Source organism: Pseudogracilibacillus auburnensis (assembly GCF_003201975.1).
In the GTDB taxonomy this organism is placed as follows: domain Bacteria; phylum Bacillota; class Bacilli; order Bacillales; family Amphibacillaceae; genus Pseudogracilibacillus; species Pseudogracilibacillus auburnensis.
Genome location: NZ_QJJQ01000012.1, coordinates 74165 through 90506, shown reverse-complemented (window position 1 = coordinate 90506; position 16342 = coordinate 74165). Strand labels below are relative to the sequence as shown.

The 16342-nt window shown below is 34.3% G+C and carries 16 protein-coding genes; 3 read left to right on the top strand and 13 right to left on the bottom strand.

Annotation, left to right across the window (positions count from 1 at the left end; translation table 11 throughout):
- The first annotated feature begins 8 nt into the window (after positions 1-8).
- Together DFR56_RS15575 and DFR56_RS15570 are read left to right on the top strand one after the other, a co-directional pair.
- Complete coding sequence (locus DFR56_RS15575) at positions 9-896, top strand: Vgb family protein (protein ID WP_110396376.1); 888 nt, start codon at positions 9-11, stop codon at positions 894-896.
- A gap of 17 nt (positions 897-913) precedes the next feature.
- A complete protein-coding gene (locus tag DFR56_RS15570; RefSeq protein ID WP_110396375.1) occupies positions 914-1588 on the top strand; it encodes a Vat family streptogramin A O-acetyltransferase in 675 nt (224 codons plus the stop codon).
- A gap of 31 nt (positions 1589-1619) precedes the next feature.
- Here DFR56_RS15570 and DFR56_RS15565 read toward each other — a convergent pair whose 3' ends face one another.
- From DFR56_RS15565 to DFR56_RS15525, 9 genes are all read right to left on the bottom strand, one after another.
- Complete coding sequence (locus tag DFR56_RS15565; protein WP_280523467.1) at positions 1620-2495, bottom strand: tyrosine-type recombinase/integrase; 876 nt, start codon at positions 2493-2495, stop codon at positions 1620-1622.
- 328 nt (positions 2496-2823) lie between these two features.
- Positions 2824-4254, bottom strand: coding sequence for a polysaccharide deacetylase family protein (locus DFR56_RS15560; protein WP_110396373.1), 1431 nt, complete (start codon positions 4252-4254; stop codon positions 2824-2826).
- 94 nt (positions 4255-4348) lie between these two features.
- Positions 4349-5878, bottom strand: coding sequence for an FAD-dependent oxidoreductase (locus DFR56_RS15555; RefSeq protein WP_110396372.1), 1530 nt, complete (start codon positions 5876-5878; stop codon positions 4349-4351).
- Positions 5879-6269: 391 nt separating this feature from the next.
- Entirely contained in the window at positions 6270-6473 is a 204-nt protein-coding gene (locus DFR56_RS15550; protein WP_110396371.1) for a DUF6501 family protein, read from the bottom strand.
- 41 nt (positions 6474-6514) lie between these two features.
- The gene (gene msrB, locus DFR56_RS15545; protein ID WP_110396370.1) at positions 6515-7474 is read right to left on the bottom strand and encodes a peptide-methionine (R)-S-oxide reductase MsrB; all 960 of its coding nucleotides are present in this window, start codon (positions 7472-7474) and stop codon (positions 6515-6517) included.
- A gap of 31 nt (positions 7475-7505) precedes the next feature.
- Complete coding sequence (vrrA, locus tag DFR56_RS15540) at positions 7506-7883, bottom strand: VrrA/YqfQ family protein (protein ID WP_110396369.1); 378 nt, start codon at positions 7881-7883, stop codon at positions 7506-7508.
- Between the two features lie 189 nt (positions 7884-8072).
- A complete protein-coding gene (locus tag DFR56_RS15535; protein ID WP_110396368.1) occupies positions 8073-8297 on the bottom strand; it encodes a YneF family protein in 225 nt (74 codons plus the stop codon).
- Between the two features lie 72 nt (positions 8298-8369).
- The gene (tkt, locus tag DFR56_RS15530) at positions 8370-10370 is read right to left on the bottom strand and encodes a transketolase (RefSeq protein WP_110396367.1); all 2001 of its coding nucleotides are present in this window, start codon (positions 10368-10370) and stop codon (positions 8370-8372) included.
- Positions 10371-10392: 22 nt separating this feature from the next.
- Positions 10393-10626 carry a DUF896 domain-containing protein gene (locus DFR56_RS15525; RefSeq protein ID WP_110396366.1) on the bottom strand — a complete coding sequence of 78 codons (234 nt, stop codon included), beginning with the start codon at positions 10624-10626 and terminating at the stop codon, positions 10393-10395.
- A 248-nt stretch (positions 10627-10874) separates the two neighbouring features.
- On the opposite strand from DFR56_RS15525, the gene lexA reads away from it, so the two are divergent.
- Complete coding sequence (gene lexA, locus DFR56_RS15520; RefSeq protein WP_110396365.1) at positions 10875-11492, top strand: transcriptional repressor LexA; 618 nt, start codon at positions 10875-10877, stop codon at positions 11490-11492.
- 99 nt (positions 11493-11591) lie between these two features.
- On the opposite strand, the gene DFR56_RS15515 is transcribed toward lexA, so the two are convergent.
- The 4 genes from DFR56_RS15515 to DFR56_RS15500 all read right to left on the bottom strand — a co-directional run bounded on the left by DFR56_RS15515 (position 11592) and on the right by DFR56_RS15500 (position 16110).
- Positions 11592-12062: a DinB family protein gene (locus DFR56_RS15515; RefSeq protein WP_110396440.1), complete on the bottom strand. Its 471-nt coding sequence runs from the start codon at positions 12060-12062 to the stop codon at positions 11592-11594.
- Between the two features lie 181 nt (positions 12063-12243).
- Positions 12244-13509 (bottom strand): methionine gamma-lyase family protein, encoded by a 1266-nt coding sequence (locus DFR56_RS15510; protein ID WP_110396364.1) that lies wholly within the window; start codon positions 13507-13509, stop codon positions 12244-12246.
- The gene (hflX, locus tag DFR56_RS15505; protein ID WP_110396363.1) at positions 13499-14755 is read right to left on the bottom strand and encodes a GTPase HflX; all 1257 of its coding nucleotides are present in this window, start codon (positions 14753-14755) and stop codon (positions 13499-13501) included. Before hflX ends, DFR56_RS15510 begins: the two co-directional genes overlap by 11 nt.
- Positions 14756-15183: 428 nt before the next feature.
- Positions 15184-16110 (bottom strand): AAA family ATPase, encoded by a 927-nt coding sequence (locus DFR56_RS15500; RefSeq protein ID WP_242694780.1) that lies wholly within the window; start codon positions 16108-16110, stop codon positions 15184-15186.
- Between the last annotated feature and the right edge of the window lie 232 nt (positions 16111-16342).

Here is a 16342-nt window from a genome sequence, read left to right as displayed (position 1 = left end):
GATTTAGTATGAATATAACAGAATATACGATTGCAAGAACTAACTCTGGACCTTATGGCATAGCTTCAGCAAAAGACGGAAATGTATGGTTTACTCAACATAAAGCAAATAAAATCAGCTGTATAGATCAAAATGGCAGAATAAGAGAGTATACAGTTCCAACCCCTAACGCTAAAGTAATGTGCTTAACTGTTTCTTCCAGTGGTGATATATGGTTTACAGAGAATGGAGCAAATAAAATAGGAAAAATGACAATAACAGGTGATTTTACAGAATATCCATTGCCACAGCCTGATTCTGGTCCTTATGGAATAACGGAAGGTCCAAATGGTGAAATATGGTTTACTCAGATGAATGGAAACCGGATAGGAAAGTTGACGGCAGATGGTACTATATATGAATATGACCTGCCAAATAAGGGGTCATATCCTACATTTATTACTTTAGGTTCGGATTACGCTCTTTGGTTCACGGAGAACCAAAATAATTCAATTGGAAGAATTACGGATAAAGGAAAGATAACTGAATATCCTCTACCAACACATGCAGCAGCTCCAGTAGGTATTACTAATGGCAACGATGGTGCAATCTGGTTTGTAGAAATTATGGGAAATAAAATAGGTCGAATTACTACTGATGGTGAGATTAGAGAATATGATATTCCAACTCCAAATTCACGTCCACACGCTATTACTGCGGGAAAGAATGATGAAATGTGGTTTACTGAATGGGGAGCAAATAAGATTGGTCAAATTTCCGTAATTGATGGAAAAATAAATGAATATAAAATTCCAACATCATCAGCAGAACCACACGGTATTGCATGTGACCCAAATGGGGATATCTGGTTTGCATTAGAGTGTAATAAAATAGGTCATATTAGAAATAAATCATAAAAAGGAGTGTATGATACATGTCAGTAAATATGAAAGGGCCGAACCCAAATAAAGTATATCCAATAGAAGAGAATAAAAACCTTCAGTTTATTAGACCATCATTAACAAAGCCAAATATTATCGTTGGCGAGTACACTTATTATGATAGCAAGCATGGAGAACTTTTTGAGGATCAGGTTTTATATCATTATGAAGTAATAGGGGATCGATTGATCATCGGAAAATTTTGTTCAATTGGTCCTGGGGTAACTTTTATAATGAACGGAGCTAACCATCGCATGGATGGTTCCACTTACCCATTTAATATCTTCGGAAACGGGTGGGAAAAGTATACACCTACATTGGATATGCTACCTTTAAAAGGAGATACTGTTATTGGCAATGATGTCTGGATTGGACTAGACGCTACAATTATGCCAGGAGTAAATGTTGGGGATGGAGCGATTATTGGAGCCAAGTCCATCGTTACAAAAGACGTTGAACCTTACACGATTGTTGGAGGAAATCCTGCTAAGAAAATAAAGAAACGATTCTCTGAATCGAAAATAAAAGAATTACTAAAAATAAAATGGTGGGACTTAGAAAACGAAGTCATCTTTGATAATATTGATGCCATTCTTAGCTTGGATGTTGACGCACTTAAGAAAAACCTTGATAGAAAAGGATCCAAAACTAGCCTCGATACTGATTGAAAAGAAGTTAGTGAATTTATAAATAAAGAAATTACAGTTTCCATGCGGACATAACTTTTCGCTTTTGTTTCATGTTAATATGTGTATACATGCCAGTCGTACTAAGACTTTCATGTCCAAGAAGTTCCTGTAATACTTTTAAATCAACATCTTCTTCATTTAAAAGTATTGTCGCAAACGTGTGTCGCAAATGATGTAATGAAAATCGTTCTGGTGGTAAACCAGCTTGCTTCAACAATTTTTTAAATACGCTCAAACCACGGGGATCTATTTGAGTACCTCGATAACTTAAAAAGATTGGTTCTGTTGGATAAGTGCGATGCGCTGGCATTGATTTCTTATATGCGATCAATAAAGGGACGACAATATCGTGAAGAGGGAGGAGACGTTCTTTTCTCCTTTTTCCGATAACACGAAAAGTGTTTGTGTCAAAATCAATTTGTTCCCAGGTTAGATCAACTAATTCTTGCCGACGCATGCCAGTTGTCGCTAATAATTTAAACATCGTTTCATTACGTAAGGAAAAATCACCAACATCTTGTTCTAAAAATGAAAATAATTGTTGTAATTGCGATAAGGACATATAAACTGGCAATTTTTGATCAGATTTTGGCACTTGCACATTTGCCATAAAATCATTTTTTAACCAATTTTCTTGAAGCGCATATTTACTAAAAGATTTTAAACATGAAATTCGCCGTTGCAAGGTGCGCGGCTGGATTTGATGTTTTAATATTTGCTCCTGAATAAAACGTCTTGATGTCGATGAAGATTGTTCATGCATTTTAAGAGAACGATTGTGGTTAACTAAAAATTGATGAAAAAGTTCTAAGTCATATGCATAGGATCGAAGTGTGTTATCAGAATAATTTTTCTCAACTTGCAAATAGAACAAAAATTCATCGATAGCTTGTGGAAATAAGATATTTCCATGGTTACGACCTCCAATAAATTTAATAACGGAGCCGTACCAGTAATTTATATAGCGACATAAGCGATTAACGAACCGACATTCATTAGGGATTATTAGTACAGTAGCTGAAATTAGATGGACACTGTACTAATTAGTTCCTAATAAAAGTTATTATGAGAACTTAGAGGGTGAAGTTATTGTTTCACTTGAAAATATTCTAGTTTACATAATATATATTATAAGAAGTTATAACATATTATAAAAAATGCAGACGATACATAATCATATAATCGTCTGCATCCAATAGTTCCACTTTCAAATATTAATTTCCATAATACGGTCCAGCACCTTCACCATCAATTAATGGAAGTAATTCAGATACAGTAACAAATTCAAAACCTTGTTCTGTTAAATATTCCATGATTTGCGGTAAGGCATCTGCTGTAGTAGCATGAATATCATGCATTAATACGATTGATCCTGAGCGTGCCAGTTTCATATTTTCAAAGACAGAATTTGCATTTCGATGCTTCCAATCTAGTGTATCAACAGACCACATAATAATAGATTGATTGGAATCAGCTGCTTGATTTATAACAGTTTGGTTGAACTCTCCATATGGAGGTCGAAATGTCGTTGGTTTTACACCAGTTGCTTTTTCAATTTGTTCCATTGAACCAACTACTTCTGAGTGAATCCGAGATGCACCAACTGTATTTAAATTTGCATGTGTAATACTATGATTTCCGATTTCATGGCCTTCATCGGCTACTTGTTTTGCAAGTTCAGGATTATTAGTAGCTTTCTGACTTAACATATAGAAAGTTGCTTTTGCATTATATTCCCGTAACGTTTCTAAAATTCTTGGTGTTACTTCCTCATCTGGTCCATCATCAAAGGTTAATGCAATATATTTTCCATTTGTTTTTAGTTTATCTGATTCGTCTGATGACTCCCTTTTAATTTCTTGGGCCATTTCATCAGAAATTAAAATCGATGTCATTTCATCAGTTAAATATTTATGTAATTTGATAAGGGGTATGTTGATTTCAATGATTTTTTTATTGCCAATTTCGTTTGGATTGAAATAAAAATTGATATTATCATTATCGATTACCCAGTTTATATGTTGTATATTTTGTAATTTACCCCTTAAACTATCTTCATCAAATGTTGATTTTTCCGGTATATTGTCTTTAAATAATAAAAATAATTCATTTCCGATTTCTTCTGCCTTATTTATTATATCATTTAATTCGACAATTTTTTCAGCTTGCAGGTCTATCGTAAATGTTTGTAATAATGAATATTCATTTTCTTCGTTCACATGTTGTTCGACGGTCATTAAAATGCTGAATAAATCATCATTTATTTTTTTAATCTCTGTTTGTAAATTAAAATGAGCTTCGATATTTTCACCAAACATCATTTCAATTTGTTCTATCTCTTCATGAAATAACTTTTCTTGTTCTAATACCCATTTTCTAATTGGTAGATCGATTGCCTCTATTTCGGTATATGGATAAGTGACAAACGAGGTAAATGAATCAGCTTCTTTCGTTTCAGATTGTAGTTTTATACCAGTGTCAATTTGCTCACTGTTTATTTTTACAGAAATTGCTTCCTTATGTGTAATCTTTTGAATTGCTTGAGCAGTCTTTCCAATCATAAAAGTTAACCCTAAAAACAGTAAAAAAATGACGACCCATCCAGGCCATTTAATTCGTTTGACTCCTTTTATCATTTTAACCATTTGCCATAATCCCCTCTTAAAAAAACTGTCTATATTTGTCTGACTCAATTATAACAAATGATTTACAATACACAACATTATTTTTACATTTTCGTTATTTTATTGTTACTTTTTTAAGTGGTTTTACAGCTGGCCCATTTAAAATATCCCCCGTGTATGTAAATCTCGATCCGTGACATGGACAATCCCAAGAATTTTCCGCATTATTCCACTCTACTTCACAACCTAAATGAGTACAAGTTGTATCGACTGCATGAATTTGTTCATCTTCATCTTTATATACTCCAATTCGTTGGCCATTAATGATAGTTGTACATGCTTCATTTTGTTTAAGCTCCTCAATATCAGCATTTGAACTATCAACTTTCCCTTTAATTAAATGTTTTGCTACATCTGTATTAAAACTAATTAATTTACGAATGGAAGGATCTACTTTAATATCTCTCGCTGGCGAAAAAAGATCTGCATATTGATTATCTTTCTCCATAATAAGATCGTGAAGTATTAATGCAGCATTCGTACTGTTTGTCATTCCCCATTTCCTATAGCCAGTTGCAACAAATACATTGTGCTGATTCTTCGTGACATAACCCACATATGGTAATTTATCTACTGTTACTTGATCTTGAGCAGACCATCTGTAAGGAATATTTAGTAATTGAAATTTTTCATCTGCAAATTTTCTTAAAGTGTCATAATGTGCCATCATTTGTCCATGACTTTGACCTGTTTTATGATTATCTCCGCCAATAAGTAACATTTTTTCATTATTAATCGTAACTGGTCGAATTGAACGTGTAGGTGTTTCAGCATTAATATACATTCCATTTTCAACCGTTTTTTTTGTTTTTGCTGCGATAATATACGAACGATCCGCATACATTTTTATCGGATAAAATCCTGTACCATCATAAAATGGATAATGTGATGCTTGAATAACGTAGCGACAGATTATTCTATGATCATCTTCTGTAATGATTGCTGGTTGTTTATTATATTCAATACTTACTGCTCTTGTATTTTCAAAAATTTGTACTCCGTTCTCTTGACACTCATCAATAAGCGTATTTAAATATTCTAATGGATGAAAATGAGCTTGATTTTCCATTTTAATTGCTTTTTTAACAGCAAACGGAAGTGGTGTTGTGTCCAATATCTCTCCTTTTATATTTAATTTTTCATATGCCTTCCATTCATTTTCAATATTTTTTACGTACTGTTCAGAATTAGTATAAATATATGCATCTTCCGTTGTAAAATGGCAATCAATATTATTTTCCGTAACAATTTTTTCGATAAAATTCCGTGCCTCATCATTAGCCATATAATATTTCGCTGCATTTTCTACACCAAAATGGTTGATGAACTCATCGTAAATTAGACCATGTTGTGCCGTAATTTTTGCGGTTGTATGTCCAGTAGTCCCATTTAAAATATACCCTGCGTCGATCAAACATACATTAAAACCTTGTTTAGATAATAAATATGCTGCTGTAATACCAGTTATTCCAGCACCAACGATGCCCACATCAACTGTTATTTTTTCTTCTAATTTTGGGAAATGTGGCAAATCAACTGAATCATGCCAATAACTCTTAGATTGATTAGGTAAATTATTTGTCATTTATCCTATACTCCTTTTTAAATGATGCCTTTATTGTTCCCAAAATAAAAGATAAATTTCATCAATTTCGTATTTCATCGTATCCGAAATTTGTCCCAATAATAAAACATCTCTATTTCTAGAGATGTTTTGATTTACTTTTTGAATTAGAGGTAATTCTTATGTCGGCATATGGAGCTTTTACACTTATAACTGGCTTTAGTACTAATCACGAAAGAAAAAAATAGATCTACCCATAAGCCATGATCAGTTAGGGAATAATCTATTTTAAAATTTTATTTAAGCCTATTGGAATAACATCTGTTGAAAAAGTGACGATAATGGATGAAATGCTTATCGTCACTTTACTCTATCATTAAAATTTGCATTAATCTCATTTTTACTGAAATTCTTATATTGTTTCAAAATATTCCTTATAATACCCAGCAACTCGATTGCTATTGTCAATTACAAAAATAAACTCTTCTGTCTCATTAATAACATCATATTCTTTTCCTTTTGTTAGCATATTATTAACTTTATACTTTTTAGCCTCGGCATGGATACATTTTACACGTTTTATAATAGGATTTTTCTCCCAATTTAAATGAATCATTTTCTCTCTCCTAGTTTACATAATATCATTATCGTCAACTGTTAGTTGAATAAATACAAATATTTTCCGTATCCTTCTTTTTCCATATCCTCTTTTTTAATAAATCTGAGCGCAGCTGAATTAATACAATAACGTAATCCACCATGTTCTTTTGGACCATCATCAAACACGTGACCTAAATGTGAATCAGCATCTTTACTTCTAACTTCCGTTCGGATTCTTCCATATGATGTATCAAGATGTTCGGTTATTTGTTGATTAACGACTGGTTTTGTAAAGCTTGGCCAACCGCAATGGGCATCAAATTTATCTTTTGAAGAAAACAAAACTTCACCTGAGACAATATCAACATAAATCCCTTCCTCTTTATGTTCCCAATATTCATTATGAAAAGGCTGCTCTGTCCCATTTTCTTGTGTGACAAAATATTGTTCAGGTGTTAACTTTTGTTTTAGCTCCGTCTTATCAAACTGTTTCTGCCAGTTATCTTTTATAAATTGTGCACGGCCAGAACCTTTCTTATATGTTTTATAATGGAATTGATTTTTTTTGTAGTAGTATTGATGCTCTTCCTCTGCTGGATAAAAAGGTTTCGCCGGAATAATCTTTGTCACAATAGGTTTCTTAAACTTACCGCTTTTTTCTAAATTGTCCCTTGATTTTTCAGCAACGTTCTTCTGGTGTTCATTATGGTAAAATATTGCTGTTTTATATGAATCACCACGATCATGAAATTGTCCCCCCTCATCGGTCGGATCAATTTGTTGCCAGTATATATTGACTAAGTCTTCATATGAAAAGATGGACGGATTAAAGGTGATTTGTACTGCCTCTACATGTCCAGTTGTATTTGAGCATACTTGCTCATACGTTGGATTGGCTAACTCACCACCCGTGTAACCTGAAACTACTTGCTCAATTCCCGGTCGCTCATCGAAAGGTTCAACCATACACCAAAAACATCCACCTGCAAAAGTTGCTTTCTCAAATTGGTTGTTCATATAATGCTCCTCCTATGGATATTTCTAACTATTATATAAATAATTTTGGTAAAGATTCATCAGATCTAAACGTATTTTTCTCCATATATTCATCATTTTCGTTTTGTTCTTCTATTCCTTCTTCAAGTTCACTATTGTTAATTTCTTTAAACGCTTTTACAAGTGTGTACATTTTAGGTAGTTCTTTAATGACTGGACCATACTGCTCAATGAAAGGTGAGCTTGATAAAAGAAGTTTTAAAATAGATTGTATATAAACGAGACCTCTTAAAAAATATTCATTTATTTTATATGATACCCGATTTCGAAACGGGGCTAACCTAGGATTACTATTACCAATTGGCGTAAAATTATAATCATTATAGCCTACAGGTCGAAAAAAAACTGTATGATAATTTTGATTCACCATGCTTTTCACCCTTTATGAAAATTCTATTGTATTATATGTAAGCTATAAAGGATATGTAACTGTATGTTTAATATTAACAATATTTACTTTAAAAATCTAATGATAAAAATTCATCTGCACATACATAAAACTAAAACCACTTTCATTGAACATGATTCCCTTTGTTCAAGAAAGTGGTTTATGGCCAAATTATTTTTTATCCACTTGGTTACTCATTGCACGCATCATTTGATTAATTTTCTTCTGCGACGGTTTTTGCCCCATCTGCATCATTAATGTCCGTAACATTTGTTCATTAATTGGTGGATTTTTCTTTAAATAGTTCATCATATATTTTCTCGCGATAAAAAATCCGAGCGCAACCCCAGCAATAAGTGCCAAAAGTGCAATAAGTACTACCCATATTGTTGCCATTAAACGTGATCCTCCCTAAAAAATAATTCCTTAAACAGTATAAACAATAACCCGTGATAAAACAATTAATAATTATGAAAGTAAATCTTCTACATGTTTAATAACATTCTCAACTGTGAAGCCATATTCTGCGACAACTTTATCTCCCTTTGCAGAAGCACCGAATTTATCGACAGCAATAACTTTTCCGGCATCGCCAACGTATCTATCCCATCCTAAGGAAGAAGCCATTTCAATTGCGACACGATTTTTTACTGTTGATGGGATTATTTCCTCTTTATATGCCTTATCCTGCTCCTCAAAACGATCCCATGACGGCATACTGACAACTCGAACATCGATATTTTTTTCTAGCAATTCTTTTTGAGCTTGTATTGCTAAACTTACTTCTGATCCTGTTGCCAAAAGAATGGCATCTGCACTATTTTTCGCATCACTTACGACATATGCACCGCGTTTTACGCCTTCATACGCATGTTGAGCCGTATTTTCAAGCGTCGGTAATCCTTGACGAGTAAGTACTAGGGCTGTTGGCTTATTTGTTGATTCTAAAGCCAAACGCCAAGCAGCTTGGGTTTCGTTCCCATCAGCTGGTCTCATCACCGATAGGTTAGGCATTGCTCTTAAAGATGCTAGTTGTTCTACCGGTTCATGTGTTGGACCGTCTTCACCAACAGCAATAGAATCATGTGTAAATACATATGTAACAGGAGTATTCATAATGGCTGATAATCTCATTGCAGGTCGTACATAATCGCTAAATACAAAGAATGTTCCACCATACACTTTTAATCCACCGTGTAGAGCCATTCCGTTTAATGCTGCTCCCATTGCAAATTCGCGAACACCAAACCAAATATTACGACCATCATAACTTTCTTTCGTAAAATCAGCATCTTCTTTCATCATCGTATTATTGGAACTTGCAAGATCGGCGCTACCACCAAAGAAATTAGGAACTGTTTTTGCAATAGCATTAATTAAATCACTTGAGGATGCTCGTGTTGCCAATGTATCTTTACCAGTTTCATATGTCGGTAAATCACTTTCCCAGCCTTCTGGTAATTTGTTTTGAATCGCAATATCTAAATCTTTTGCAAGTTTAGGATGTTCTTTTTGATATGCATCAAACAGTTTATTCCAAGCTTCCTCTTTTGCTTTACCATTTACAACCACTTTTTCTTCAAAGTCAGCATAAACTTCTTCCAAAACATGAAAAGGCTCATGTGTCCAATGATAATATTCTTTCGTTAACTTTGCTTCTTCCTCCCCTAAAGGAGCACCATGTGAAGCAGAAGAATTTGATTTATTTGGTGAACCATAACCAATAATTGTTTTCACTTCAATTAAAGTTGGCTGAGTAGTATTTTCTTTAGCTAATTGAATTGCTTTTCTAATCTCTGCCAAATCATTTCCATTTTCAACTCGAATAACTTGCCAACCATATGCTTTAAAACGCCCTTCCGTATTATCCGAAAAAGAACGGTCTAAATCACCATCAAGAGAAATATCATTCGAATCATATAAAACAATTAACTTATCTAATCCGAGATGTCCTGCTAAAGAGGCTGCCTCATGTGATATTCCTTCCATTATATCTCCATCACCAACTAGAGTATATGTATAGTGATCGATGATTGGAAAATTATCTTTATTATATTTTGCAGCTAAGTGAGCTTCAGCCATAGCCATTCCAACAGCCATGGCAATCCCTTGACCTAATGGACCTGTTGTTGCTTCTACCCCATCTGTATCTAATACTTCCGGGTGCCCTGGAGTTCTTGACCCCCACTGACGAAATGATTTGATGTCTTCCATTGTTACATCATAACCTGATAAATGAAGTAAACTGTATAATAGCATGGATCCATGTCCTGCTGATAAAACAAAACGATCTCGATTAAACCATTTGGAGTTTTTAGGATTATGATTCATAAAATCTGTAAATAGTGAATAAGCCATTGGAGCAGCTCCCATTGGTAAACCAGGGTGTCCAGAATTAGCTTTCTCTATTGCATCGATAGAGAGTGTTCGAATTGTGTTAATTGATTGTTGTTCTATTTGCGTTGTCATGTGATTCTCCCTTTCAACATTATTATAATTTTTTATTATTTTTCCTTAATTTTTTTACCTTTTCTGGTGTAACATCATTACCTTCTGGATCTAATACTGTCATTGTTGTTAATTGGTTTGTAAAGGACTGTCTAATATTTTGCAAATATTCTTTACGTAACAATTGTTGTTCTTCTTTTTCCTTACTTGTTAAGGTTTTCGTTTTTGATTTATTGGCGAGGTAATTGATTCGATCCAATTTCTCTTTTGTCATCATCTGACATTCACCTCATGTTTTCAATTTTTAAGCTCCACTTTATATTGTACTATAATTACTTATTTCTTTGAAAATTTTTATTCAATTTCTGAAATAAGTGCATACTCTATTATAGTATGCTTTCAATGCATCTCTTTCAAGTGTTAACACTTCGTAACAAAATTAAATGCATATAGGGAACTTATGTTTGACTTTTTACCTTGAAATGGTAAACTAATACTAATAATGATATACGTGAGGTGAGGCCGTTGGAAAAACTCTCAAAAAGACAACAAATGATTTATGACTTTATTAAAAGCGAAGTAGAAGTAAAAGGTTATCCACCGTCTGTAAGAGAAATTGCTAAAGCAGTCGGATTAGCATCTAGTTCAACTGTTCATGGACATTTAGAAAGAATTGAAAATAAAGGGTACATAAAAAGAGACCCAACAAAACCAAGAGCAATTGAAATTCTTGACCAATCAATGAGCAATATTGAAAAAGATATTGCTAGATATGCTCCCGTTATTGGGAAAGTAACTGCTGGGATCCCAATTACTGCGATTGAAAATATCGAAGAATACACTCCGGTTCCAAGTTCAGCAGCACATGCTAGTGACAATTTATTTGTTTTAGTCATTGAAGGAGACAGTATGATCAATGCTGGCATTTTAAGTGGGGATAAAGTAATCGTCAAACAACAAAACACCGCTGAAAATGGCGAAATCGTTGTGGCAATGACTGAAGAAGATGAAGCAACAGTGAAACGATTTTTTAAAGAAACAGACCATTTTCGTCTCCAACCGGAAAACGATTCGATGGAACCACTACGACTTACAAACGTCTCCATTTTAGGAAAAGTTGTCGGATTATATAGAAGTTTTTAAGCAAAAAGACATGAGATTTTATCGTCGTAATGACACGGAATTATATAAGTTTATAAAAAAGGATGATTGATAGAAAAATTCAATCATCCTTTTTCAATGCTAAGGGATAAGGTTGAATTGTCGACCGATAAAATTAGCTTGAACTGGAGCCAAATGTAACTCTCTTGACCATACGGAAAGTTGACCAATATGATGAATTTCATGAATAACAATATGATGTAATATTTCATCGATTGAATATGTATCTTTATCCCAAGGTACCTTGATAAAATGATCTTTTATATTTTCTATATCTGTCTTTAAAAAATGTATTAATTCTTTTCGCAGTTCGTCGGAAAGTGTTTTTACTTTTTCAAGTGTGTCATAATCACTGAAATGAAATACAATATCTTCCTTTTTTTGAATTCCTCTTATCCAACTATATTCAACATCAACAATATGGAAGAGTGTAAACAATATACTTTCAACTCCGCCCACACGTTTTTCAGTTAACGCTTCCGGTGCTAACTGCTTACACCATTTAAACCATTCATCCCTTATCTGCCAATTATACTCAAAGAATTTCTTTATTTTAATCACCTTCGTATTGTTAGTTTTCTTACTAAAGAATATATGTTCCTATATTATTGTAACACAAAATAAACGTATGCATTTTTTAAATCCCGGAAAAAAAGTACACCACCATTTAGGTGATGTACTGTAACAATCAATACATAAAAGCCTTTTTTCCATACATGTTGCTTTTTTTATACTATCTTGTTCTTGGTTCTTCGACTGTTAAGTCAATAAGTCCTTCTTCTACTAATTTTTCCATTGTAGCGATGATTGCTATTTTAACATGAGCATATGTTAACCCACCTTGCATAAAAGCGATATATGGTGGTTTTATTGGACCATCAACGGACAGCTCAATACTTGAACCTTGAATAAATGTTCCTGCTGCCATAATTACTTTCTCTTCATAACCAGGCATCTCACTAGGGTACGGAACAACATATGAATTAATTGGTGAATTCTCCTGGATAGATTCACAGAAACGGATCATCTTTTCTTCCTTTTCAAAAAGGATCGTTTGAATGATATCTGTCCGGTTTTCATCATAAAGTGGGGCCGTTTTTATGCCAAGCTCTTCCATAAGTCTTGCCGTAAAGATAGCTCCTTTTAACGCCTCACCAACAACATGTGGGGCTAAAAAGAATCCTTGGTACATTTCTTGTAACATATGTAATGTGGCACCTGCTTCTTTTCCAAGCCCTGGAGCTGTCAGTCTGTTTGCTGCTAGTAGTACTAAATTTTCTTTTCCTACAATATATCCCCCGGCTCGAACGAGTCCTCCACCAGGATTTTTTATTAAAGAACCTGCGATAATATCAGCACCGACATGAAGTGGCTCTTTATCTTCAACAAATTCTCCGTAACAATTGTCCACAAAGACAATTAAATTTTCATCTATTTCTTTTACAAAAGAAACCATATTTTCTATTTCAGAAATGGAGAAGGAAGGTCGATTTTCATATCCTTTTGAACGCTGGATTCCAATCACTTTTGTACGGTGTGATATTGCTTCTTTTATTCCTTCATAGTTAATAGAACTATCTTCATCAAGTGGCACTTCATTATATGTGATCCCAAAGTCACTTAACGCACCTGCATTGTTGCCACGCTTTCCAATGACCTCTTCCAATGTATCATACGGGCTTCCAGTAATATATAAAAGCTCATCTCCCGGTCTGAGTAATGCATAAAGAGTTGTTGCAATGGCATGTGTCCCTGAAACAATTTGTGGTCGAACAAGGGCATCTTCCCCACCGAAAACCTCTGCATATATCGCCTCTATTCCATCTCGCCCCTGATCATCATATCCATATCCATCTGTCGAGTTGAAATGAAAATCACCAATTTGTTCTTTTTGAAAAGCGTGTAGCACTCTTTTTTGATTTAATTCAACCATTTTATTTACATCATCAAATAAAGGTTGACAATCTTTTTCTATTTTAGTTATTACATTATTTATCATCTACGTTGTCTTGCTCCTTTACCATGCTTTGGAGTGGGTGGATTTGTGGGATAAATCCCTCTAAATCGTATTGATTTTTGTTTTCATTATATTGTTTTCTAGTAACGATCGTATGTGTCCCAAGTTGGTTCATCAATCGTCCTTTATCTGGTTTTAATGAGATAGAGTATTGATCCCACTCTTGCTTTAGGACTTCTTCGATTTTAAGTACTAATGTTTCTTGATCTTTTTCATCATAAGCACTCATGACAATATACGGATGGTGCAATGGAATGAAGTCTTCCTGCAATAAATCGCTTTTATTGTAAACAGTCAACATTGGAATGGTATGTGCATCTAATTCGCGTAATATTTGCATCACGGTATTTTGTTGTTCTTCATTTCCTTCGTGGGAGGCATCGACAACATGAAGCAAGAAATCAGCCTCTCTTACTTCTTCCAAAGTTGATTTAAATGCCGCAATTAAAGAAGTAGGTAAGTCTTGTAAAAATCCTACCGTATCTGTTAATAACACTTTAAATCCAGAAGGCAAATGGATTTGGCGTGTTAAAGGATCAAGTGTGGCAAAAAGTAAGTCTTCTTCTAATGCCGACTCATTTGTTAACCGATTAAAAATAGTAGACTTACCAGCATTTGTGTACCCAACAATCGCGATTTGGAAAACTTGATTTAATTTTCGTCGTTTACGATATTGCTCTCGTTGTTTGACGACATCTTTTAACCTTCTTTTAATATCATCGATCCTTCTTCTAATATGACGCTGGTCTGTTTCGAGCTTCGTCTCCCCCGGACCTCTTGTGCCAATTCCTCCCCCTAATCGAGACATGACTAATCCCATTCCATGGAGTCGTGGCAAGGTATATTCTAGCTGAGCCAATTCTACCTGAAGTTGTCCTTCTTTTGTTTTTGCCCTTGAAGCAAAAATATCCAATATTAATTGACTACGGTCGATCACTCGAATGCCAAAATGGTCATTTAAATTACGTAATTGGCCTGGAGAAAGTTCATCATTAGCGATGACAAGTTCAATATCCAATTGAATGATACGTTGTTTTACTTCCTCCAGTTTCCCCTCACCGACATATGTTACTGGATGAATTTGAACTCGATTTTGCGTTACTATTTCTACTACATTACCACCTGCAGTATAACTTAACGATTTGATTTCTTGTACGGATGATTGAAAGTGGTCATCTGTTTCACTACCTTTTTTTACTGCAATAATAAGTACATTTTCTTTCGTCATCTATTAAAAACCTCTTTTCATATACGGCTGTTCAATATGTTTCTCTATCATCATAACAAAATTACCAGTATATTGTTATTTTTAGTGCGTGTTCAAAAAGGCCGATAAAAGAAGACCTGAGAAGTTCCACTGGCAAAAAACGCCACGTCCTGGGACTCCGCTAAATGCTCATCCCATCGAAAAGCATTGTGGCAACACCAGTACTAGAACGTCCTGTTCGTCGAAGGCGGCGAAGCTCCCGAGGAACAGAGCGTATTCCTTTACATACGTGAGTACCGGAAAAGCAAGCTTAGAAAACTTGCTTTCGCTACGCTTTTACAGCGAATGCCTTAGTTGCACTTATGCAGTAAGAAAGGATTTATCCTTTCTTACCTGCCAACGCAGAAATTCGATGCGTCATTTTTGTTGGACTTTTTGAACAACCTCTATTAGTGAGCGTTCTCTAGTTCGAGGTCTTCTTCTGTTAATTGAACTAAATCCTTCATGGAACAATCCCGAACATGTAAAAGGCGAATTGCTTGCATGCGGATACTTTTTTCAATAATGTTACGAACATACCTTGCATTGGCAAAATGTCTTGGCTTATGATACGTTTCATTACGTAGGTGATTTTTTAGTTTCCAAATTGCTTTTTCTGATAATTCGTATTCACGCTCTGAGGCAATTTTAATGGCAATTTCAATTAATTGATTTAAGTTATAATCATGGAAAGGAATATGAAAAGGAAAACGTGATTTTAATCCAGGATTTTGTAATAAAAAATGATCCATTTCAGCGGGATAACCGGCTAATATTAAAATAAATTCATTGTGAAAGTCTTCCATTTGCTTTACTAGTGTATCGATCGCTTCCCGCCCAAAATCTTTATGTCCCCCTCGCGCCAAAGCGTACGCCTCATCAACAAATAGCACACCCCCTAGTGACTTTTGAACAATATTCCGGGTTTTCTGTGCCGTTTGCCCAATATATTCACCGACTAAATCAGCTCTTTCTGCCTCGATAAAATGACCTTTAGATAAAATATTTAATTTATACAATACGGTTGCCAATTCCCTAGCAATAGTCGTTTTCCCAGTGCCCGGATTCCCTTTAAAAATCATATGAAGGACCTGTTTATTCATCGTTAAACCCATTTGTTCCCGTTTTTTATTCATTAACTTTGTTGCATATATTTCTTTAATAATTTCTTTAAAATGATGTAAGCCAATAAAGGAAGAGAACTGCTCATCAATTAATTTAAGTTCATCATTACTTTTAAGTAAATAGGTGGCACGATTATTATTTGTCTTTTTATGTTGTTCATGTAAAACGATATTAATTTTTCCTTTTTCATTGTGAATCATTTGTGTATCCAAAATTATCACCCCTCGCATATTTAGTATACGTATCAAAGGGAAATTTGTGATAAATGCCTATACATTTACTTGTCTTACAGGGGGGTAATTACTGATTATTGACTCATTTGATACATTCGTATGAACAATTCATGATTATAGCCAACACCCTAAGTTGTCATCTAATAAGCACAGCGCGTATTTTTCTAATCTTTAGTTTGTTTATCAACTACTATTATACAATATTTTGAGG

Excerpts from the sequence above, each read along its gene's own strand:
- DFR56_RS15575 (WP_110396376.1), top strand. The coding sequence starts at position 9 with ATGAATATAACAGAATATACGATTGCAAGAACTAACTCTGGACCTTAT.
- DFR56_RS15570 (WP_110396375.1), top strand. The coding sequence starts at position 914 with ATGTCAGTAAATATGAAAGGGCCGAACCCAAATAAAGTATATCCAATA.
- DFR56_RS15560 (WP_110396373.1), bottom strand. The coding sequence starts at position 4,254 with ATGGTTAAAATGATAAAAGGAGTCAAACGAATTAAATGGCCTGGATGG.
- DFR56_RS15555 (WP_110396372.1), bottom strand. The coding sequence starts at position 5,878 with ATGACAAATAATTTACCTAATCAATCTAAGAGTTATTGGCATGATTCA.
- DFR56_RS15550 (WP_110396371.1), bottom strand. The coding sequence starts at position 6,473 with ATGATTCATTTAAATTGGGAGAAAAATCCTATTATAAAACGTGTAAAA.
- msrB (WP_110396370.1), bottom strand. The coding sequence starts at position 7,474 with ATGAACAACCAATTTGAGAAAGCAACTTTTGCAGGTGGATGTTTTTGG.
- vrrA (WP_110396369.1), bottom strand. The coding sequence starts at position 7,883 with ATGGTGAATCAAAATTATCATACAGTTTTTTTTCGACCTGTAGGCTAT.
- DFR56_RS15535 (WP_110396368.1), bottom strand. The coding sequence starts at position 8,297 with ATGGCAACAATATGGGTAGTACTTATTGCACTTTTGGCACTTATTGCT.
- tkt (WP_110396367.1), bottom strand. The coding sequence starts at position 10,370 with ATGACAACGCAAATAGAACAACAATCAATTAACACAATTCGAACACTC.
- DFR56_RS15525 (WP_110396366.1), bottom strand. The coding sequence starts at position 10,626 with ATGATGACAAAAGAGAAATTGGATCGAATCAATTACCTCGCCAATAAA.
- DFR56_RS15510 (WP_110396364.1), bottom strand. The coding sequence starts at position 13,509 with ATGATAAATAATGTAATAACTAAAATAGAAAAAGATTGTCAACCTTTA.
- hflX (WP_110396363.1), bottom strand. The coding sequence starts at position 14,755 with ATGACGAAAGAAAATGTACTTATTATTGCAGTAAAAAAAGGTAGTGAA.